19 protein-coding genes are annotated in these 19,656 nt (G+C 64.8%); 15 read left to right on the top strand and 4 right to left on the bottom strand.

Annotated elements, in window-relative coordinates:
• Nucleotides 1–9 precede the first annotated feature (9 nt).
• From ACZK29_RS06100 to ACZK29_RS06125, 6 genes are all read left to right on the top strand, one after another.
• Nucleotides 10–312: a putative toxin gene (locus ACZK29_RS06100; protein ID WP_428999909.1), complete on the top strand. Its 303-nt coding sequence runs from the start codon at nucleotides 10–12 to the stop codon at nucleotides 310–312.
• Nucleotides 309–743 (top strand): hypothetical protein, encoded by a 435-nt coding sequence (locus tag ACZK29_RS06105; protein ID WP_146268084.1) that lies wholly within the window; start codon nucleotides 309–311, stop codon nucleotides 741–743. Before ACZK29_RS06100 ends, ACZK29_RS06105 begins: the two co-directional genes overlap by 4 nt.
• A 369-nt stretch (nucleotides 744–1,112) precedes the next feature.
• Entirely contained in the window at nucleotides 1,113–1,574 is a 462-nt protein-coding gene (locus ACZK29_RS06110; RefSeq protein ID WP_309250486.1) for an RHS repeat domain-containing protein, read from the top strand.
• Nucleotides 1,575–1,942: 368 nt separating this feature from the next.
• On the top strand, nucleotides 1,943–2,197 hold the full coding sequence (locus ACZK29_RS06115) for a hypothetical protein (protein ID WP_239504003.1): 255 nt from the start codon (nucleotides 1,943–1,945) through the stop codon (nucleotides 2,195–2,197).
• Nucleotides 2,190–2,579, top strand: coding sequence for a hypothetical protein (locus ACZK29_RS06120; protein ID WP_239504004.1), 390 nt, complete (start codon nucleotides 2,190–2,192; stop codon nucleotides 2,577–2,579). Before ACZK29_RS06115 ends, ACZK29_RS06120 begins: the two co-directional genes overlap by 8 nt.
• Before the next feature lie 83 nt (nucleotides 2,580–2,662).
• Complete coding sequence (locus ACZK29_RS06125) at nucleotides 2,663–3,091, top strand: energy transducer TonB (protein WP_164147017.1); 429 nt, start codon at nucleotides 2,663–2,665, stop codon at nucleotides 3,089–3,091.
• A gap of 53 nt (nucleotides 3,092–3,144) precedes the next feature.
• Here the strand turns inward: ACZK29_RS06125 and ACZK29_RS06130 are convergent, their stop codons facing one another.
• Together ACZK29_RS06130 and ACZK29_RS06135 are read right to left on the bottom strand one after the other, a co-directional pair.
• Nucleotides 3,145–3,489: a hypothetical protein gene (locus ACZK29_RS06130; protein ID WP_111204760.1), complete on the bottom strand. Its 345-nt coding sequence runs from the start codon at nucleotides 3,487–3,489 to the stop codon at nucleotides 3,145–3,147.
• Between the two features lie 39 nt (nucleotides 3,490–3,528).
• Nucleotides 3,529–4,140 carry a GyrI-like domain-containing protein gene (locus ACZK29_RS06135; protein WP_111204759.1) on the bottom strand — a complete coding sequence of 204 codons (612 nt, stop codon included), beginning with the start codon at nucleotides 4,138–4,140 and terminating at the stop codon, nucleotides 3,529–3,531.
• Nucleotides 4,141–4,493: 353 nt separating this feature from the next.
• Here ACZK29_RS06135 and cyoA point away from each other — a divergent pair, with 353 nt between their 5' ends.
• Genes cyoA through cyoD form a run of 4 tightly spaced genes read left to right on the top strand, consistent with a single transcriptional unit; the run spans nucleotide 4,494 to nucleotide 8,510 of the window.
• On the top strand, nucleotides 4,494–5,534 hold the full coding sequence (gene cyoA, locus ACZK29_RS06140; RefSeq protein ID WP_106549448.1) for a ubiquinol oxidase subunit II: 1,041 nt from the start codon (nucleotides 4,494–4,496) through the stop codon (nucleotides 5,532–5,534).
• 2 nt (nucleotides 5,535–5,536) lie between these two features.
• Nucleotides 5,537–7,534 (top strand): cytochrome o ubiquinol oxidase subunit I, encoded by a 1,998-nt coding sequence (gene cyoB / locus ACZK29_RS06145; RefSeq protein ID WP_005408582.1) that lies wholly within the window; start codon nucleotides 5,537–5,539, stop codon nucleotides 7,532–7,534.
• Nucleotides 7,531–8,169: a cytochrome o ubiquinol oxidase subunit III gene (gene cyoC, locus ACZK29_RS06150; protein ID WP_005408583.1), complete on the top strand. Its 639-nt coding sequence runs from the start codon at nucleotides 7,531–7,533 to the stop codon at nucleotides 8,167–8,169. Before cyoB ends, cyoC begins: the two co-directional genes overlap by 4 nt.
• Nucleotides 8,169–8,510, top strand: a complete 342-nt coding sequence (gene cyoD, locus ACZK29_RS06155) for a cytochrome o ubiquinol oxidase subunit IV (RefSeq protein ID WP_005408584.1) — start codon at nucleotides 8,169–8,171, stop codon at nucleotides 8,508–8,510. Before cyoC ends, cyoD begins: the two co-directional genes overlap by 1 nt.
• Nucleotides 8,511–8,681: 171 nt before the next feature.
• Here the strand turns inward: cyoD and ACZK29_RS06160 are convergent, their stop codons facing one another.
• Nucleotides 8,682–10,739 carry a putative bifunctional diguanylate cyclase/phosphodiesterase gene (locus ACZK29_RS06160; protein WP_164147018.1) on the bottom strand — a complete coding sequence of 686 codons (2,058 nt, stop codon included), beginning with the start codon at nucleotides 10,737–10,739 and terminating at the stop codon, nucleotides 8,682–8,684.
• A 149-nt stretch (nucleotides 10,740–10,888) separates the two neighbouring features.
• On the opposite strand from ACZK29_RS06160, the gene radA reads away from it, so the two are divergent.
• The 4 genes from radA to ACZK29_RS06180 all read left to right on the top strand — a co-directional run bounded on the left by radA (nucleotide 10,889) and on the right by ACZK29_RS06180 (nucleotide 17,236).
• Nucleotides 10,889–12,265 carry a DNA repair protein RadA gene (radA, locus tag ACZK29_RS06165; protein ID WP_005408586.1) on the top strand — a complete coding sequence of 459 codons (1,377 nt, stop codon included), beginning with the start codon at nucleotides 10,889–10,891 and terminating at the stop codon, nucleotides 12,263–12,265.
• 202 nt (nucleotides 12,266–12,467) lie between these two features.
• Entirely contained in the window at nucleotides 12,468–14,324 is a 1,857-nt protein-coding gene (locus ACZK29_RS06170; RefSeq protein WP_111203371.1) for an ATP-binding protein, read from the top strand.
• 48 nt (nucleotides 14,325–14,372) lie between these two features.
• A complete protein-coding gene (locus ACZK29_RS06175; protein ID WP_111203370.1) occupies nucleotides 14,373–16,679 on the top strand; it encodes a tetratricopeptide repeat protein in 2,307 nt (768 codons plus the stop codon).
• A 92-nt stretch (nucleotides 16,680–16,771) separates the two neighbouring features.
• Complete coding sequence (locus ACZK29_RS06180; protein WP_111203369.1) at nucleotides 16,772–17,236, top strand: YqhG/Tai3 family protein; 465 nt, start codon at nucleotides 16,772–16,774, stop codon at nucleotides 17,234–17,236.
• A 99-nt stretch (nucleotides 17,237–17,335) separates the two neighbouring features.
• On the opposite strand, the gene ACZK29_RS06185 is transcribed toward ACZK29_RS06180, so the two are convergent.
• Nucleotides 17,336–18,130 carry a cytochrome C assembly family protein gene (locus tag ACZK29_RS06185; RefSeq protein WP_099552435.1) on the bottom strand — a complete coding sequence of 265 codons (795 nt, stop codon included), beginning with the start codon at nucleotides 18,128–18,130 and terminating at the stop codon, nucleotides 17,336–17,338.
• A 122-nt stretch (nucleotides 18,131–18,252) separates the two neighbouring features.
• Here ACZK29_RS06185 and ffh point away from each other — a divergent pair, with 122 nt between their 5' ends.
• The gene (gene ffh, locus ACZK29_RS06190) at nucleotides 18,253–19,629 is read left to right on the top strand and encodes a signal recognition particle protein (RefSeq protein WP_005408591.1); all 1,377 of its coding nucleotides are present in this window, start codon (nucleotides 18,253–18,255) and stop codon (nucleotides 19,627–19,629) included.
• Nucleotides 19,630–19,656: the final 27 nt, after the last annotated feature.

Genomic DNA, 19,656 nt, shown 5'->3' on the forward strand with positions numbered 1-19,656 from the left:
GCTGGCACGATGGCCCGAGGAGTAGCGTCGGAAGCAAGGGTTCTTGGAGCCATCGGTGAAGTCAAGAACACGGAGAAGGCGCTGACCTCGCACGGGGCGACAATTCCTGATTTCAAGGATTCTCGACAGGTTGGCGAAATTAAGGATACAAAACGACTGTCTGATTCGTCGCAACTCAGAGCGCAGCGGGAACATGCTCAGGCGACTGGGCGAGAGCATGTTGTCGTCACTGGCACAAATACTAAGGTAAGCTCTACGGTAGAGCGGCAGTCATCAATTGTTCGACGAGATGACTTAGGACCTAAAAGATGACGCCCAAAGAACAAGTCGAGAAAATGCTCGAAGACATTCTGAATTTCGCCAGAAAGATGCTTGTAGAGCATGGTGAGTTTCACCCATTTGGAGTTTGCCTTGCATCTACTGGAGATATGGTGCATGCGGGCGTCAAGATGAATGGTGGAGGCGCCGCAGGTCGGATGAGGCTGCTTCAGTTGGCGCTGCAGGAGCGGAAGGATTGTGCGATCGCATACGGCATAGCTTCCAATGTATGGTTGCCGCAGAATGATGAGTCTGGTCTCGATGCGGTTAAAGTGTTCTTGGAGCATCGGGATGGGTATTGCGCGGAAGTGTTCTGCCCGTATGACCTTTCCAAGAGTGATCCGCTGATAGTTTCGGAAATTTTTGCTCAAGAAGGCGATGCAGTCTTCTTCTCCAGCTCGCCCGCTGACGACGAGAGGTGTTGAGCTTGAACGCTGAATGTCTGGCGCCGCCGTTCGATAGACGGGTCGTTGTGGCGTAGGTCGCAGGTTCGACTCCTGTTTCCGGCACCAGTTTCATGAAAAGCCCCGCCCTTGGCCGGGGCTTTTTTGTGCTCTGGTAGTGCCGGCCGCTGGCCGGCAACCCCAGGAGTGCCGTGTGTCTGGCATTGCTCACAAGGCGGGTCCGGTTTCTCGCGTGCAGGGTTGCTTGCGCGAGGATCCGGGGACGTTGTTCATCCTCGAAACTACAGGTCGATTTCCCGAGTCCCTTCCTGTGCTATGAATGCAGCGCCTTGCTTCGAGGCTCTTTCAGGAATTGCAGGGATGCGCATGTTCGGGGGGACTGCAGGCGGTGTGTCCAACCGCCTCAGGAAATTCGAGGATCGAATTCGGAAGCTCGGCGCAATGGGCGCCTGGCTGTGCTGCGTGCTACTGATGGGCCTTGGCCTGTCACCAACCGCAATCGCCCAGACCACGGTGACGTACATCCACACTGATGCCCTGGGCTCGGTCGTGGCTGAGAGCGATGCCAACGGCAATGTGACCAAGCGCAACGACTACGAGCCCTATGGCGATTTGGTAGGTGGCCAGGTTGCGGATGAGCCGGGCTACACCGGTCATGTCAGCGACTCGGCTACTGGTCTGAGCTACATGCAGCAGCGCTACATGGATCCGCAGTTGGGGGTGTTCCTGTCGGGCAGTTCAACCGGTACCGGTATGCCAACGGGAATCCTTACTCGTTCACGGATCCGGATGGGCGAGTGGCCTACCAGGCCGGCAGTACCGTCTACATTCCCATCTACTATCAGGGCGTAGGAGCGACCCCCGACTTCATCGCTGGCCAATTGAAGGCGGCCGCCGGTTTGGTTACTGAAGACGGTACCCGGTTTGTCATCGTTCCGCTTCGCAACAGCATGTATCCCCCGGCAACATCATGGACGTATCGCCAGGACAGAATTCAAATACGATCCGTGGCGAAGGCATCGTGAGGGGATACAACGGATCGGTGGCCCATATCGACTCCACCCGCAGTGATGCCAAGGGGGGCGACCCTGCATGACTCTCTGCACTTTGTGCCGGGTTTGGGGGATGGCCGGAAGTCCGATGGCTACCTTGAGACCGCGGGCAAGGACGGGGGACGTGCATTCACTGGTTACAAGCCGGGATTCGGCAAGGACCAGATCATGGCCAATACCGGTGGCAACCTGCTGAAGTCGTTTGAAACAAGCTTCATGAACCACGCATACAACGGCAACGGTAGTGAGCAGCAGTTCAAGACGCTCGTTGAGGATGACAAGAAAAATGATTGCGCGGATTGCTTCTTCGGCCGTCGTTCTGATCGCCTTGCTCCCGGCTGCGGCATCCGCTGCGCCGCCGGCGTCTGTGCCGCAGGCCTGCGCGCCGACCTACTGTATCGAGGTTATCGCCACGATGCCTGACCGGCCGATGGCGATCCGGGTTGAATCGATGGTTCCCGCAGACGCTTCGACGACAACGGTGGACATGGGGCGTGGATTTTCAATTGCCTTCCATTCCCGGTATGTTGAATGGAAAGCCGGGCGAATGGGCCTTCCGCCCGCGCGATGGACACCAGGCAAAGCCAAGGCGAGCGCGGCAGCTTGCCTGAAGTGTGGCGCGCCGGGCTGGAATGAAGTCATGGGCATTGCCATGACCGGCATCCCCGAAAGCTATGGCAATGACCTTTCCGGTATCAGTGTCTGCTTCTGGCCGCTTGATCGTTCATCGGCCGGGCACGGGGACGGAAGGACCCTGCGCCTTGGGGAGAAGGTCTGCATCGCAGATCCCGCCCCGAAGCGCTGAGCAGCATGTCTGAGCGGATCGGTGCCCTTTGGTAAACCCGCGATTCGCGGCGGCCTATCCATCCTCACGTATGGAGGTCGATTTTGCGAGTCGCTTCTTGTGCTATCAATACCCTGCCTTGCTTCAAGGTTCTTTCAGGAATTGCGGGGATGCGCAGGTTTGGGCTGCTGATTGCGTTGGCCTTGTCCAGTGGCTCATGTCGCGCCGGTGAGGAGCTCCCGAAGCCTTGCCAGGACGCAAGCAGCCCGGTGGAATCCATTGCGCCGGTCGTTCCCGCCACGACTGAAATGCAGCTGCGCGGCTCTATTGTGGCGACAGTCGTCGTTGAAGAGAATGGACAGGTGACGAGTCCGGTCATCACGCGGTCCCTGCTTGAAGGGCAGGATCGGGGAAGGGTCGACAATGCTGCTTATGAGCGCGCAGTCCTGATTGCTGTGGCGAAATGGCGTTTCCCGCCGCTCCCATTTCGTTGCACCAGGAAAGTCACATTCGACTTCCAGCGTCTGGAGTGATTGAGCTTGCCTCAATAGTGAAGATCACATGTCTTCCCTGCAGGCCCGGGTGATCAAGCCCTATATATAGCGCAGTACGTGCCGGATCTGATGAGCGCGAGCATCATCAGTTGCCGCAGGAAGCCGCCGATCACCCCGGCCAGCACCCCGGCGGCGATCCGCATGGCCAGCCGGAACCATCGCCCGGTGCGTTCCCGCAGCCAGGGCAGTACCACCGTTACCTGTGCAGCCAGCAGCAACACCACCACATCCAGCCCCAGCGCATCGACCAGCGACAGCAGCGGCAGCAGGTCGGGATTGCAGGCCAGTACAAGCAGCAACACGCTGCACAGCAGCGCAATGGCCCGACGGCTGGTCGGCAGGGTGGTACAGCGCAGTAAACGATCAATCAGGGGCATGAATCTACGGGGCCTTGTCAGAGCGGTGCATGCAGGCGGTCATTTCGCGCGGACGGGCTGCCGCAGCACTGTCCTCAATCGAGCGGCTTCGGTCCTGCGCGGGTCGCTCAGGTAGATCTCATGATGGGGGCCGGCAAAGGTGTAACCCAGTGCGGGCATCAGTTCGTCGTGCAGATGGGCCAGGGCCGGACCCTCGTCATCGTAGGCGCCTACGTGAAGCGTCTGCAGGCAGAGGCCTTCTTCGAGAATTTCGTGGCGAAGGCTGGCCGGAACGTCGCCCAGTTTCTTCGCCGCCTTGGCAATGGCAGCCTCCAACTGCGCTGGACTGATCCCGTCCGGCGTGCGGATCATCACCGTCCACCTCCACTCATCCTTGCGGCGTGCCACAAAGCTCGACGGATCCTTGGCGGTCCAAAGCGCTTCCAACGGCGGCACCACGTAGTCCTGGCCCCCGGCCTTCAATGCGAACTTCAGTGCATAGCTCACCGAGTACAGCCATTGCACCGCCTGCAGGTAGGCCGGGGCGGTGTTCGGGTCGCCGCGACCATCGACCATCAGGTAGGGCAGGGGCGGTACATCGACCGGTACGAACTGGCCGGCGGGCGGTTGATAGAGCGCCCGGTCGCGCTTCTTGAAGTCGATCTTGTCCATCGGGGGCTTCCTCCTGCGCCGAGCATCCCATGCCAGGCACCGCTCAGCACGCCTGAACCGGTTCAGGTGACTTTGCCGAACGAGGGCGAACGACCCGCGAACGTCCGGGGCCGGAATGCCGCCCTGGGTCATGCGCGCGTCATGCCCGCGCACTGCGACAACGTGTCGCAGCCAGAATCGGGCCTTTCCTGCGCTCGATCAATGTCAATGCCTTTCTTAAATGGTGGGTGACGGCCTAAAATTGAAAGGCTGACTCGACCCCACCTCCCTGCCTGTCTTCCGGACCGGCGGGACCGGCTTTTGCCGGAACAGGCAGGACGGGGAACGGCATTCCCTCGCAATTGGATCGACCGATGATTCCGTTGAAAACCCTTGGGCGCTGGTTGCGCCCGGGCCTGCTGCTGTCGTTGCTGGTGATGCTCACCGGCTGCGATGCCGTGGCCATCCTCAGTCCGAAGGGCCAGATCGGCCAGGATGAGAAGACCCTGCTGATCACGGCCACCGTGCTCATGCTGCTGGTCGTCATCCCGGTCATCATCATGACCCTGACCTTCGCGTGGAAGTATCGCGCCTCCAACACCAAGGCCCGTTACGAGCCGAAGTGGTCCCACTCGACGGCGATCGAGGTGGTGGTGTGGTCCATTCCCTGCATGATCGTGCTGGTGCTGGCGGTCCTGACCTGGCGTTCGTCGCACGCGCTGGACCCGTACAAGCCGCTGGAATCGGACGTCAAGCCGGTCACCATCGAGGCGATCTCGCTGGACTGGAAGTGGCTGTTCATCTATCCGGAAGAGAAGGTGGCGGTCGTCAACGAAATCAAGTTCCCGGTCAACACGCCGCTGAACTTCAAGATCACGTCCGATTCGGTGATGAATGCCTTCTTCATCCCGCACCTGGGCAGCATGATCTACTCGATGGCTGCGATGGAGACCAAGCTCCACCTGATCGCCAACGAGACCGGTGAATTCCCGGGCATGTCCTCGCACTACAGCGGCGCGGGCTTCGCCAAGATGCACTTCACCGCCTACTCGGTCACCGATGCCGAATACCGCCAGTGGCTGGACCAGGTCCGTGCCGGCGAGCAGACCCTGGACAAGACCTCGTTCAAGGCCCTGGGTGAAGCACGCAACGCCGAGTGGTACCCGGTCACCTACTTCGGCAAGACCGAAGACGGCCTGTTCGACTGGGTCATCGCCAAGCACATGGGCGACAACAAGCATTACGGGATGAAGCACTCGCACGCCGGTGCCGCCGCTGCCGATGCCGCCAGCCATGAAGCGCACGAGGGGCATGCCCCCAGTGACGCGCATGATTCCAAGGAATCGGGTGAAAACCTGGATGCCACCGAACACGAACACGCTGGCCATGCTGGCCACGCGGGTTCGGGAGAATGAACATGTTGGGAAAACTCTCTCTTGAGTCGATCCCCCACGATCCGATCGTGCTGACCACCCTGGTCGGCGCGGTGCTGGGTGGCCTGGGCGTCATGGCCCTGATCACCAAGTTCAAGCTGTGGGGCTATCTGTGGAAGGAGTGGTTCACCTCGGTGGACCACAAGAAGATCGGCGTGATGTACCTCATCGTCGCCTTCGTCATGCTGCTGCGCGGCTTCTCCGACGCCATCATGATGCGTACCCAGCAGGCACTCGCCGTCGGCGGGTCCGAGGGTTACCTGCCGCCGCACCACTACGACCAGATCTTCACCGCCCACGGCGTGATCATGATCTTCTTCGTGGCGATGCCGCTGATCACCGGCCTGATGAACCTGGCCGTGCCGTTGCAGATCGGTGCGCGCGACGTCGCGTTCCCGTTCGTCAACTCGCTCAGCTTCTGGCTGTTCGTGTCCGGCGCGGTGCTGATCATGCTGTCGCTGTGGATCGGTGAATTCGCCGCCACCGGCTGGCTGGCGTTCCCGCCGTTGTCGGGCATCGAATACAGTCCAAGCGTCGGCATGGACTACTACATCTGGGGTCTACAGGTCGCAGGCCTGGGTACCACGCTGAGCGGTATCAACTTCTTCATCACCATCCTGAAGATGCGTACCCCCAGCATGAAGCTGATGCAGATGCCGGTGTTCACCTGGACCGCCCTGGTGACCAACGTGCTGATCGTCGCGGCCTTCCCGGTGCTGACCATCACCCTGGTGCTGCTGACCCTGGACCGTTACCTCGGTACGCACTTCTTCACCAATGACGGTGGCGGCAACGCCATGCTGTACATCAACCTGATCTGGATCTGGGGTCACCCGGAGGTGTACATCCTGGTCCTGCCGGCGTTCGGTGTGTTCTCCGAAGTCATCGCGACCTTCTCGCGAAAGGCGCTGTTCGGCTACAAGGGCATGGTCTACGCCACCGCCTGCATCGGCGTGCTGTCGTTCATCGTGTGGCTGCACCACTTCTTCACCATGGGCTCGGGTGCCAACGTCAATGCCTTCTTCGGCATCACGACGATGATCATCTCGATCCCGACCGGCGTGAAGATCTTCAACTGGCTGTTCACCATGTTCCGCGGTCGCGTGCACTTCACCACTCCGGTGCTGTGGACCATCGGCTTCATGGTCACCTTCGTCATCGGCGGCATGACCGGCGTGATGCTGGCGATCCCGGCCATCGACTTCGTGCTGCACAACAGCCTGTTCCTGATCGCCCACTTCCACAACGTCATCATCGGCGGCGTGGTGTTCGGCATGTTCGCCGGCATCACCTACTGGTGGCCGAAGATGTTCGGCTTCCGCCTCAATGAGTTCTGGGGCAAGTGCGCGTTCTGGTGCTGGTTCATCGGCTTCTACGTGACCTTCATGCCGATGTACGTGCTGGGCTTCATGGGCATGACCCGCCGCCTGCAGAGCACCGTCAACCCGGCCTATGAGCCGCTGCTGCTGATCGCCGCCGCAGGTGCCTTCATCGTGGGTGCCGGCATCCTGTGCCAGATCATCCAGGTGGCCGTGTCGATCCGCGACCGCAAGAAGACCGTCGACCTGACCGGCGACCCGTGGGATGCCCGTACGCTGGAGTGGGAAACCTCTTCGCCGCCGGCCTTCTACAACTTCGGCACCCTGCCGGAAGTCACCGAGCTGGACGATTTCTGGGAGCGCAAGCAGCGTGGTGAAGCCTGGCCGAAGCCGGCCAAGTACACCGACATCCACATGCCGCGCAACACCGGCACGGGCGTTGTCATCGGTGCCTTCAGCCTGGTGTTCGGCTTCGCGATGATCTGGCACATCTGGTGGCTGGCCATCGTCGGCTTCGTCGGCATGATCGCCACGTTCATCTACCGCACCTTCGACCAGGACGTGGACTACTGGGTCCCGGCCGCCGAGGTGGAACGCATCGAGAACGAACACCGCAAGCACCTGGAAGCCCAGGGCCTGGTGAAGTCGGAGCTGAAGGCATGAGCACCAATACCTCGACCCTGAGCCACGGGCACGCCGCGCATGCGGCGGCCCATGGCCATGACGACCACGAGCACCACGACACCGGCGGCAACACCGTCTTCGGTTTCTGGGTGTACCTGATGAGCGACTGCCTCATCTTCGCCTCGCTGTTCGCCACCTACGTGGTGCTGGCAGGCGGCACCGATGGTGGCCCCACCGCGAAGGACCTGTTCGAACTGCCGTTCGTGGCATGGGAAACCGCGCTGCTGCTGACATCGTCGCTGACCTTCGGCCTGGGCATGATCGCCATGCACCGCAAGCAGATGGGCCAGATGTACCTGTGGCTGGGCATCACCTGGCTGCTGGGCTTCGGCTTCATGTGCATGGAAGTGTGGGAGTTCCAGCACCTGATCCACCAGGGCTACGGTCCGGACCGCAGTGCCTTCCTGTCGGCGTTCTTCGCCCTGGTCGGTACCCACGGCCTGCACGTCAGCGCCGGCCTGCTGTGGCTGCTGGTGATGTTCGTGCAGCTGAAGAAGTACGGCCTGACCCCGACCAACAAGACCCGCATGGCGTGCCTGAGCCTGTTCTGGCACTTCCTGGACCTGATCTGGATCGGCGTGTTCTCCGTCGTCTACCTCAATGGAGCCCTGTAATGGCACATGACAACCATGCACACGACCACGGCACCGGCGGCGAAAGCCATGGCACCGTGAAGTCGTACCTGATCGGCTTCGTGCTGGCGGTGGTGCTGACCGTCATCCCGTTCTGGATGGTGATGTCGGGCGATTTTTCGCGCACCGTCAACGGTGTGGTCATCGCCATCACCGCGGTGCTGCAGATGCTGGTCCACCTGGTGTTCTTCCTGCACCTGGACCGCTCTTCGGAAAGCCGCTGGAACGTCAACGCTGCGGCCTTCACCGTGGTGGTGATCGGCATCATCGTGGTCGGCACCCTGTGGGTCATGCACAACATGAACGTGCACATGATGCACTGACGTCTTCGCGACGTTGCCACGCAGGAAGGCCGCCCTCGGGCGGCCTTTTTGTTTGTCGCGCCCGCCGGGAATGGCACGCGCGGTGGTAGTGCCGGTCGCTGGCCGGCAATTACGGGAAGCCGGCCAGCGGCCGGCTCTACCAGGAGATCCACGCCATGCGTGGATGGGCTCTCACCCTACCCGGCGCAGGAATTCCTCGGCGTCCATCGGTCGGCCCAGGTGGTAACCCTGCAATTGATCACACCCCAGTTCGCTCAGGTATTCGCGCTGCGCCTGCGTCTCCACGCCCTCTGCCACCACCTGCAGCTGCAGGGTGCGCCCCAGCGCGATGATCGACGAGACGATAGCGGCGTCCTCTTCATTGCATTCCAGATCGTGCACGAACGCGCGGTCGATCTTCAGTTCGGTGGCGGGCATGCGCTTCAGGTAGAGCAGGCTGGAATAGCCCGTGCCGAAGTCGTCGATGGCAATGTGCACGCCCATCGCGGTCAGGTCGTTGAGAATCGCCAGGCTGGCGTCCACGTCCTTCATCGCCGTGGTCTCGGTGATCTCCAGGGTCAGGCACGCCGGCTCGATGCGGTGCCGTTGCAGCACCTCGCGCACACTGTCCAGCAGCGCCGGCGAGGCGAACTGCAACGGTGACAGGTTCACCGCCATCGACCATTCGCTGTGCCCTGCGTCGTGCCAGGCACGCAGCTGTGCACAGGCACGGTCCAGTACCCAGTCACCGATGGGCAGGATCAGACCGCTGCGTTCGGCGATGGGAATGAACACATCCGGTGCCAGCAGGCCCAGCTCCGGGTGCTGCCAGCGCAGCAGGGCCTCGGCGCCGGTGGCCGGTGCACCCGCCGCGGGGAACTTGGGCTGGTAGTGCAGCACCAGCTCGTCGCGGGCGATGGCCTTGCGCAGGTCCTGCAGCAGGCGCAGCTGGCGGTTGGCACTGAGCTGCATCGAGGGGGTGAAGAACGTATAGCCGTTCCGGCCGGTCTCCTTGGTGTGGTACATCGCCGCATCGGCGTGTGCCATCAGTTCGCGCTCGTTGCCGGCATCATCCGGATACAGGGCGATGCCCAGGCTGGCGCTGACCTGCAGCTCGGCTGCATCCAGCAGGAACGGTTCGCCCGCCGCCGCGATGATCCTCTCGGCGACCACCACGGCATCGTCGGGAATATCGATGGCCAGCACGATCACGAACTCGTCGCCGCCGAGGCGGGCGAAGGTGTCCTGCGGCCGGAGCAGGCCGCCGATACGCTGCGCCACCGCCACCAGCAGGCGATCTCCCAGCTGGTGTCCGTACGCATCATTGACCGCCTTGAAGCCGTCCAGGTCGCAGAACATCACCGCCACCGCCTGGTTGCGCCGCCGCGCCTTCTCGATGGCCTGCTCGATGCGGTCCTGCAGCAGCATGCGGTTGGGCAGCTGGGTCAGCGGGTCGTGCAGGGCGGCCTGGATCAGCTTGTCGTTGGCGTGCGCCAGCGAGTCGGCCAGCAGCCCGGTGCGCACGCGCATCTGCCGGTCGAACAGCGAGGCCACCAGGGCGATGCCCAGGGTCGCCACGGTGGTGACGATCACCAGCACTGCCAGCCAGCGCGTATCGATGCCGCCACTGCCAACCGCGCCGCAGATGCTGCCTTCGGGGAAGCGCGCGGCCGCCATGCCTGTGTAGTGCATGCCGACGATGGCCAGGCCCATCACCAGTGAGGCAAGCAGGCGCAGGCGCGTGGTGTTGCGCTGCTCGGCACGCAGGCGGAAGGCAATCCACAGCGCCGCACCTGCTGCACCGATGGCGACCGCGATCGAGGCGGCAAACCAGCCGGGGTGGTAGTCGATGCCCGGCTGCATGCGCATCGCGGCCATGCCCAGGTAGTGCATGGTGGCGATGCCCAGCCCCATCAGTACGGCGCCGGCCAGCAGCCGTCGCCAGGGCAGGCTGGGCCGCGACACCAGCCACAGTGCGTAGGCCGAAGCGCCAATCGAGACCGCCAGCGAATACAGGGTGATGCCGAGGTCGTAGCCGACCGGGATCGGCAGGTCGAAGGCCAGCATGCCGATGAAGTGCATCGACCAGATGCCCAGACCCATTGCCGCCGCGCCCCCGGCCAGCCACCAGCGGGCCACGCGCCCCTCGGCCGTGGCCAGGCGTCCGGCCATGTCCAGCGCCGTGTACGAAGCAAGAATGGCCACCAGCAGGGAGATGATGACCAGGCTCTGACTGTAACTGCCAGTCATGTTGAATCCAGTGGGAGAGGGAGGGGCGCCCGCAAGGCGCACGCCCGCGACCCCTATCGGCGCGGGTGGGCGGGACTTGAGCGGTCGCAGCACCTGCGACCCGGCTCGGCTATCCTGCCACGCCTGTTCCCGTTGCTGGAAATCATCCGATGGCAAAAGCCCGCACCGCCTACGTCTGCAATGAATGCGGCGCCGAATTCAGCAAGTGGCAGGGCCAGTGCACCGAGTGCAATGCCTGGAACTCGCTGTCGGAAATCGTGCTGGAGAGCGCGGCGGCGGCCAAGGCGCCGGCGTCGCGGCGGGCGGGCTGGGCGGGCAAGATCGATCCGCCGAAGATCACCGCCCTGAAGGACGTGGAGCAGACCGAGCACCGACGGGTCAGTACGGGCATCGGTGAGTTTGACCGCGTGCTGGGCGGCGGCCTGGTCGAGGGCGCGGTGGTGCTGGTCGGCGGCGACCCGGGCATCGGCAAGTCCACCCTGCTGCTGCAGGCAGTGGCGAAGATGGCGGCGGAGCTGCCGGTGCTGTACGTCACCGGCGAAGAGTCGCTGGCGCAGGTAGCCGGCCGCGCGCACCGGCTGGAACTGCCACTGGATGGCGTCAACGCGCTGGCCGAGACCGGCGTCGAGTCGATCCTGCAGCATGCCTCCAGGGCCGGCCCACGGTTGATCGTGGCCGATTCGGTGCAGACCCTGTGGACCGAGAGCCTGACCGCCGCGCCGGGTTCGGTCAGCCAGGTGCGCGAGAGCGCCGCGCGCTTGGTGCGCTTTGCCAAGGAGACCGGCACCGCGGTGTTCCTGGTCGGCCATGTGACCAAGGAGGGCGGCATCGCCGGCCCGCGCGTGCTCGAGCACATGGTCGACGCGGTGCTGTATTTCGAAGGCGAGAGTGGCAGCCGCTTCCGTTTGCTGCGCGCGTTCAAGAACCGCTTCGGCGCGGTGAACGAGCTGGGCGTGTTCGCAATGGGCGACAAGGGCCTGAAGGAAGTCTCCAATCCTTCGGCGATCTTCCTGTCCGGTGGCAGCACGCACCAACCCGGCAGCTGCGTGATGGTCACCCGCGAGGGCACCCGGCCGCTTCTGGTCGAGGTGCAGGCGCTGGTGGATGCGTCGCCGCTGTCGAACCCGCGCCGTGTCGCGGTCGGCCTGGAGCAGAACCGTCTGGCCATGCTGCTGGCGGTACTGCACCGTCATGGTGGCGTGCTGGTCGGCGACCAGGACGTGTTCGTCAATGTGGTCGGGGGTATCCGCGTACAGGAGACCGCGGCCGACCTGCCGGTGCTGCTGGCGGTGCTGTCCTCGCTGCAGGACCGGCCGCTGGCGGAAAAGACGATTGCCTTTGGCGAGGTTGGCCTGTCCGGCGAGATCCGCCCGGTGCCCAATGGCGAGGACCGCCTGCGCGAGGCGGCCACCCATGGTTTCAAGCGCGCCATCGTGCCCAAGGCCAATGCGCCCAAGGGCGGTTCGGTGAAAGGCATGGAAGTGATCGCGGTGGAGCGCCTGTCCGAGGCCATCGACGCGGCGTGATGCCAGCCCTGTAGAGCCGAGCCCACGCTCGGCTGCTTTCTGTAGGGTCGAGCCATGCCCGACGGGTGGTCGAACTGCAGCCGAGCATGGGCTCGGCTCTACAAGTGTCCAATGCAGTAACGGTCAGCTTCACTGTGCTAGTTTTTCCCGCTCGACGAAGGCGCCCTCTGGCGTCTTTCCGTGCCCAGGAGTAAACGATTACATGCAGGACACCGCGCTCACCGCCCCCAACGCCGAAATCCGTCGTGCCGGGGTCGATCTCAATGGACTGATGACGGTGCTGGGCAAGCACCTGTACTCCACCCCGGTGGTGGCGCTGCGTGAGCTGGTGCAGAACGCGCACGACTCGATCATCCGCCGTCGCATCGAACAGCCGGGCATCGAAGTGCCTTCGCGCATTTCGGTGCAGGTCGATGCCGCTGCCGGCGTGCTGCGCATCACCGACACCGGTGCCGGCCTGACCCGCCAGGAAATCCACGACTACCTGGCTACCGTGGGCGTCGGCTACACCCGTGGCCTGCGCCAGGGCGGCGAGGACGATGAAGGCCTGATCGGCATGTTCGGCCTCGGCTTCCTGTCGGCCTTCGTACTGGCGCGCAGGGTCAGCGTGCGTACCACCTCGTACCAGACGCCGGAGCTGGGGCATCTGTACGTGTCCAGCAATGCCGAGCAGTACACCGTCAGTGAAGTGCCGGCACGTGCGGTCGGTACCGAAGTGGAACTGGAGCTGCATCCGGACTTCCTGCCGCTGGCCAACGAGGCGCGCCTGCACGAGGTGCTGGGCCGTTACTGCGCACTGCTGTCCGAGCCGATCTTCATCGGCGCTGCGGCCGAGGCGCTCAACCCCGAGCCGCCGCCGTGGCGCAGCCACGGTGACGTCGTCGTGCATCCGGTGCAGGCGCGTCGCCAGGCGCTGCAGTTCGCAGCGCGCTTCGAGCACGATTTCGAGCCGATCGTCACCGTGCCGTTGCGCGCGGATGGCGACAGCGATGCCACCGGCCTGCTGTGGGTGCAGGACGGTGCTACCTACGGCACCAGCGACAACCGCAACCTGTCTGTGTTCGTGCGCGGCATGCTGCTGGACGACGACGCCCGCGACCTGCTGCCGCCCTGGGCCGGTTTCATCGGCGGGGTGATCGAATCCTCGCGTCTCACGCCTACCGCCAGCCGCGAAGACCTGCAGCGCGACGACCAGTACCGCGCCGTGCAGCATGCACTGCTGGAGGCGCTGATTGATGGCCTGGCCGACGTCGCACGGCAGCAGCCGGAAGCCTGGAGACGCGTTCTCACGCGCCATAATGAGGCCTTGCTGGGCGCGGCGCTGTGTGATGACCGCCTGTTCGACCTGCTGCTGGAGCACGTGCGCGTGCCGACTTCGCAGGGCGACCTGCCGGCCAGTGCGCTGCCGGCGCGTGGTGCCGTGCATGTGATTCTCGACAATGGCGGTGGCTTCGAGGAGATGCTGTTCCGCGCGATGGGCGTGCCGGTGGCGCACGGCCATCGATATGCGGTGGTGCCATTCCTGCGGCGCTGGGCCCAGGCCAAGGGCCTGCGCCTGGTCGAGCTCGGCACAGAGCAGGGCAACCGCGCGCTGTTCCGCACTGACGACAGCCTCGACGAGGCGCAGCTGGCATGGCTGCGCGAGCAGCTCGGCGATGGTGAACAGCTGCTGCCGGCACGTTTCAGCCCGGAGGCATTGCCGGTGGTGGTGGTGCCCGACCGCGAGGCCGAACTGAAGCAGCGCCTGGAAGACGACGAGAACGACAAGCGCGTTTCGATGGCCGCGCTGCGCCTGGCCCGGCAGTTCACCGCACGCATTGAGTCGCGTGCGCCGTCGCGGCTGTACCTCAACCTTGACAATCCGGCCGTGCAGGCGCTGTTGCGCGCCCAACGCGACGGGCACCCGCAGGCCGAAGCCGCAGCACGCCTGCTGCGTTCGCTGAAGATCATCGTCGCCGCGCAGGGCCGTCCGCTGGCCCGTGCGACTGCCACGCCCGGCCCGGACCTCAACGGTGCCTTCGCCGATATCGCCGGTGCCCTGCAGCAGATGCTGCGCTGAGCACCGCCCCCTCTCATCCAGCCTTCGCTAGACAGGAGCACTTACCCCATGGACATCTGGAACTGGGTCGAAAAACTGCAGGGTGACCTGCGCCAGGCAGGCCAGGCGCAGAGCGCGCACCTGCTGAACCGTCTCGCCGACGAGGTGAGTGAACTGCAGATCGACCGCGTCGATGCGTTGCTGCCCGAAGCGCGTGCGCTGGGCAAGGCGCTGGACAACCCGTGGGTCGACGTCTACGTCGGCCACTGGGCGCTGCGCAACCGCGTCGGCAACCGCGTCGAAGGCGAGAGCGCGCTGGGCGAAGCCGTGGCGCTGTTCGAACGCGCGCATCGTGAGGACACGCTGGAGTGCCCGCAGTCGATCTGCGTGACCCAGGATCTGGCGGCCTGCTACGGCAACATCGATGGCCCGGGCTGGGTGCCCGAGCGCATCGAGGTCTGCGATGAAACACTGGGTCGCATCGACCCGAGCTGGGCCTGTTTCCAGTGCCTGAGCTGCGAGAAGGCCGATGCGCTGCTCGATGATGGTCGTGGCCAGGCGGCGCTGGATTACCTGCAGGCGCAGGCCGATGCCGTGGAGGCCTGTGGCAAGGAAGTGTTCGACAGCTTCCCGGAGATGCAGATCAAGATCCTGCTGGGAATGGGCCGTGCCGATGAGGCACTGGCGCTGATCGAAAAGCGGGAGGCCGAAGTTGCTGCGTCCGGAGAATACGAGCCGGCCAACTGCACGGTGCCGCGCCGCCTGTCCAAGGCCTGGGCGCTGGCCCAGCTGGGCCGCGACGAAGAGGCGCTGCAGCAGCTGGTGCCGTGGAGCGAGCTGACTCCGAACTACTGGCGCCTGTGGGCCAACACCGCCGCCGCGCTCTGTCAGCGGGATCCTGCGCGCAATACCTGGGATCTGGGCACGCGCTTCAACACGATCATCGAGCACTTTGCCCGGGTCGGATCGCATCGCCTCCTGATCGAAGTGGCAGCGCTGAGCCTGGAGCTGGCGCTGCAGCGTGGCGCTCGCTGGGTCGCACTGCGGCAGCTGGAACTGGCCCGCACCCATCTGGCGCAGCTGCGCCAGGATCGGGGTGCTGCGGCGCTGGTGGCCGGCCTGGCCGCGCGCATCGACGCGTTGCCGGATGTCGCACCGCTGCCGGTGCCGGCGGGCCAGCTGCTGGCATGGCTGGACGCGCAGGGCGAACAGAACCAGTCGCGCGATCCCGAGCGCGAAGCGCAGTGGTTGCTGCAGGCGCATGCCGAGTTGCCCGATGACGAGGCGCTGGCCGAGATGGCGGCTTCGGCACTCAATGCCTGCGGCGCGCAGCCCGAAGCGCGCGCGCTGCTGTGGCGGTTCGTACGCGGCCATGCGCAACACGATGGCCCCGCGGCCTACACACTGATGCGCTGGCTGGCCGAGCAGGGCGACGACGATGGCCTGCGCCAGCTGGCCGATCTCTACCGTGGCAGCGTGCCGGTGTTCGCACACTGGTGCGAGGTGCAGCGTGCCCGTCGCGTGTCCGACTGGCCGGCGCTGGAGCAGGCGGCTCGATCCCTTCTGGAGCTGTCTCCGGGTTCGCACGGTGCGCGTGGCACGCTGGCGCGCATGTACATGGAAACCGGACGCTTCAGCGAAGCACAGGCCTGCTATGCGCAGCTGGTTGAATTGTTGGAAGAGCCGAATGCCGCGCATTGGGACCACATGAGTGCCGCCAGCGCGGCGCGGGATTGGGGCGCCGTGCGTCGCTCGGCGACGGCGATCGGCATGGAGCTGTCCAGCCAGGATGGCGTGGTCGAAGAGCCGTGGGGCTGGGTGATCATCCGCAGCGAAGAGAACGGTGAGCCGATGGAGTACTACGCCCGTCGCAGCGGACCGGTGACCGCGCGCATCGTCGAGAACGCGCCGTCCAACCGCGCCCAGCAGGTGGGCGACTGGGTAGTGTTCGATGCCGCGCTGGTGCATCCGGCACCCGAGGAGGAGGAAGCGCGCGAGCATTTCATCCCGACCTATGCGCAGGTGCATGTGCTGGAACGCGGCGGCTTCGCCCGCAGCTGGATGATCGATGGCGCGCACCCGGGCGAAGAGGCCTGGAACGTCTTCGTCGAGGCGGCCGAAGCACAGGGTTGGAAGGTGTGGTCACACAGCCGGCCGGACTACACCGTCACCGACCCCGATGTGGAAGAGGGTACGCTGCCCGGCCTGCTGTTCACCGTGGCCCAGCCGCAGGACCATGCACCGCTGGCACTGCACCGCTTCCTGCAGCAGCACACCGCGACGTGGCCGCATCCGCATTGCTGGCTGCGCCTGGCGGAAGCCTGTGACCAGGATCGCCAGCCGCACCTGGACGTGATCGAGCGTTACGGGTTGTAAACCGGGTATCGGGTAGTGCCGGCCGCTGGCCGGCAGCGCCGGGATATCCTGTATTGCCGGCCAGCGGCCGGCACTACCTCAAGGAAAAATACATGCGAAAGACAGGGATGTTGATGATCGCCGGGCTGCTGCTGGCCCCCACCGTGCAGGCTGCACCTGCCTGCCAGGAACCAGAGGCGGTGGCCCGCGCCTTCTACGAGGCAACGACGGGCAACGGTGATCTGCTGGAGCCACCCCCGGCGCTGGTCAGCCCTGCCTTCGGCAAGGCGCTGCGCGGCGAGCGAGCCTGCCAGCAGCGCGAACAGGGCATCTGCACGATCGATTCCGATCCGTGGCTGGATGCGCAGGACGGTGACATCGAAACCCCGGTGCGCTACAGCTGGAAGGAGGCTTCGGCCTCCGCCGGCCAGGTCGAGATGCGCTATTCGGTATGGAAGAAGGCCTACGTGACCCGCCTGCCCATGGTGCGCCAGGCGCAGGGCTGCTGGCAGGTCGATGACATCCTCACCAACAGTGGCCGTTCGGTGCGGAAGATCCTGGCCCAGCCGCTGACTTGATCGCGTACGGCCTCCACGCATGATGCGGTCCAGTTGCCGGCCAGCGGCCGGCACTACCCGGTGATGTTGGGTGGGTGCCGACCGTTGGTCGGCACGCCTCTACCGCGTATGCCCGAACACCAGCTCGATCACGAACTGGCTGCCGAAGAAGGCCAGCAGCAGCAACAGCATCGCTGCCAGCGTCCAGTGCACCGCCTTCATGCCGCGCCAGCCGTAGCGCCGGCGGCCGATCAGCAGCACGCCGAACACGATCCACGACAGCACGCTCAGCACGGTCTTGTGCACCAGCTTCTGCGCCAGCAGGTCGTCGACGAACAGCACCCCGGTGACCAGGGTGAGGGTCAGCAGCGCGAAGCCGACGGTGATCACCCGGAACAGCAGTGATTCCAGGTCGGCCAGCGGCGGCAGCGCCCGCAGCCACGGGCGGAACTCGCGGCGGCGCAGCGCGCGTTCCTGCAGCCACAGCATGATCGCCAGCAGCGCGGCGATGCTCAGCGTCGCGTAGGCCAGCAGCGCCAGCCAGGCGTGGCTGGCCAGGCGCCAGCCGAGCACCTTGCTCGGTTCGTGGCCGTAGCCGTGGTAGGCCAGCAGCAACACGGCGGCCAGCGGGAACACCACCACGCCCAGTGCCGACATGCGTCCGCGCGCGCCGACCAGCGAGGTCAGCCAGGCCATGCCCAGGCCGACCAGCGACAGCGCGGCGAAGAAGTGCATGTCCGGCCCGCCGTTGGTGCGCATCGCCACCATCACGTGGTAGCCGCCGTGCAGCAGCATCGCCGGCAGGGCGGGCCACAGCCAGGCGGGGGAGCCGGTGCTTTCATCGCGGCCAAGCGCACGCACCAGCAGGGCGCTGGCGGCCAGGTAGAGCAGGGCGGCGATGAGAACGATTAACATCGTTGCAGTTTCGCACACCCCTGCGGTGGTGGCGACGGCCCCGTGGTCGCAGTCCGGGGAGGCAGCCGGACCCGTTATACTGTCTGCCTTATTGTCCCCCGCTTTCAGACAGGTTGCGCCGCATGTTCGAGTCCCTGACCCAGCGCCTTTCCGGCACCATCGAGCGCCTGCGTGGCCGTGGCCGCCTGACCGAGGAGAACATCCGCGAGGCGACCCGCGAAGTGCGCATCGCGCTGCTCGAAGCCGACGTTGCGCTGCCGGTGGTGCAGGCCCTGATCGAGCGCATCAAGGTGCGCGCGGTCGGCCAGGAAGTGCTGAAGTCGCTCACCCCGGGCCAGGCGCTGATCAAGGTCGTGCGCGACGAGCTGACCGCGGTGATGGGCGCCGAAGCCAGCGACCTGAACCTCAACGTGCCCGCGCCGGCCATCATCCTGATGGCAGGCCTGCAGGGCGCCGGCAAGACCACCACCGTGGGCAAGCTGGCCAAGCACCTGAAGGAAAAGCGCAAGAAGAAGGTGATGGTGGTCTCGGCCGACGTCTATCGTCCGGCCGCGATCGAGCAGCTGAAGACGCTGGCCGAGCAGGTCGGCGTGCTGTTCTTCCCGTCCAGCGCCGACCAGAAGCCGGAAGCCATCGTGCGCGCCGCCATCGACGATGCACGCAAGTCGTTCGTCGACGTGCTGCTGGTCGATACCGCCGGCCGCCTGGCCATCGACGAAGCGATGATGGCCGAGATCAAGGCCCTGCACGCTGCCGTGAACCCGGCCGAAACCCTGTTCGTGGTCGACGCCATGACCGGCCAGGACGCGGCCAACACCGCCAAGGCCTTCGGCGACGCCCTGCCGCTGACCGGCGTGGTGCTGACCAAGACCGACGGTGACGCCCGCGGCGGTGCCGCGCTGAGCGTGCGCTACATCACCGGCAAGCCGATCAAGTTCGTCGGTGTCAGTGAAAAGCCGGAAGGCCTGGACGTGTTCCACCCGGACCGTATCGCCAGCCGCATCCTGGACATGGGCGACGTGCTGTCGCTGGTCGAGCAGGTCGAGCAGCAGGTCGACAAGGACAAGGCCGCCAAGCTGGCCGAGAAGGTCGCCAAGGGCAAGAAGTTCGACCTGAACGACATGCGTGACCAGCTGGAGCAGATGCAGAACATGGGCGGCATCGGCGGCCTGATGGACAAGCTGCCGGGCCTGGGCAACATCCCCGACCATCTGAAGCAGCAGGTCAGCCAGGGCAAGGAAGTGCCGCGCATGATCGCCATCATCAGCTCGATGACCAAGAAGGAACGGCGTAATCCGAACCTGCTCAACGGCTCGCGCCGCGCGCGCATTGCCAAGGGCTCGGGCGTGACTCCGGCTGACGTCAACAAGCTGATGAAGCAGTACATGCAGATGGAAAAGATGATGAGCAAGATGGCCGGCGGTGGCATGAAGGGCATGCTGCGCAGCATGAAGGGCATGATGGGGGCCATGGGCGGCCGTGGTATGCCGTTCCGTTGATGACGGATCCGTCCGCACCCTGATGTA

It is taken from the genome of Stenotrophomonas sp. 89682_Sma, from assembly GCF_056481405.1.

Excerpts from the sequence above, each read along its gene's own strand:
- ACZK29_RS06100 (WP_428999909.1), top strand. The coding sequence starts at position 10 with ATGGCCCGAGGAGTAGCGTCGGAAGCAAGGGTTCTTGGAGCCATCGGT.
- ACZK29_RS06105 (WP_146268084.1), top strand. The coding sequence starts at position 309 with ATGACGCCCAAAGAACAAGTCGAGAAAATGCTCGAAGACATTCTGAAT.
- ACZK29_RS06115 (WP_239504003.1), top strand. The coding sequence starts at position 1,943 with ATGGCCAATACCGGTGGCAACCTGCTGAAGTCGTTTGAAACAAGCTTC.
- ACZK29_RS06120 (WP_239504004.1), top strand. The coding sequence starts at position 2,190 with ATGCCTGACCGGCCGATGGCGATCCGGGTTGAATCGATGGTTCCCGCA.
- ACZK29_RS06130 (WP_111204760.1), bottom strand. The coding sequence starts at position 3,489 with ATGCCCCTGATTGATCGTTTACTGCGCTGTACCACCCTGCCGACCAGC.
- ACZK29_RS06135 (WP_111204759.1), bottom strand. The coding sequence starts at position 4,140 with ATGGACAAGATCGACTTCAAGAAGCGCGACCGGGCGCTCTATCAACCG.
- cyoA (WP_106549448.1), top strand. The coding sequence starts at position 4,494 with ATGATTCCGTTGAAAACCCTTGGGCGCTGGTTGCGCCCGGGCCTGCTG.
- cyoB (WP_005408582.1), top strand. The coding sequence starts at position 5,537 with ATGTTGGGAAAACTCTCTCTTGAGTCGATCCCCCACGATCCGATCGTG.
- cyoC (WP_005408583.1), top strand. The coding sequence starts at position 7,531 with ATGAGCACCAATACCTCGACCCTGAGCCACGGGCACGCCGCGCATGCG.
- cyoD (WP_005408584.1), top strand. The coding sequence starts at position 8,169 with ATGGCACATGACAACCATGCACACGACCACGGCACCGGCGGCGAAAGC.
- ACZK29_RS06160 (WP_164147018.1), bottom strand. The coding sequence starts at position 10,739 with ATGACTGGCAGTTACAGTCAGAGCCTGGTCATCATCTCCCTGCTGGTG.
- radA (WP_005408586.1), top strand. The coding sequence starts at position 10,889 with ATGGCAAAAGCCCGCACCGCCTACGTCTGCAATGAATGCGGCGCCGAA.
- ACZK29_RS06170 (WP_111203371.1), top strand. The coding sequence starts at position 12,468 with ATGCAGGACACCGCGCTCACCGCCCCCAACGCCGAAATCCGTCGTGCC.
- ACZK29_RS06175 (WP_111203370.1), top strand. The coding sequence starts at position 14,373 with ATGGACATCTGGAACTGGGTCGAAAAACTGCAGGGTGACCTGCGCCAG.
- ACZK29_RS06180 (WP_111203369.1), top strand. The coding sequence starts at position 16,772 with ATGCGAAAGACAGGGATGTTGATGATCGCCGGGCTGCTGCTGGCCCCC.
- ACZK29_RS06185 (WP_099552435.1), bottom strand. The coding sequence starts at position 18,130 with ATGTTAATCGTTCTCATCGCCGCCCTGCTCTACCTGGCCGCCAGCGCC.
- ffh (WP_005408591.1), top strand. The coding sequence starts at position 18,253 with ATGTTCGAGTCCCTGACCCAGCGCCTTTCCGGCACCATCGAGCGCCTG.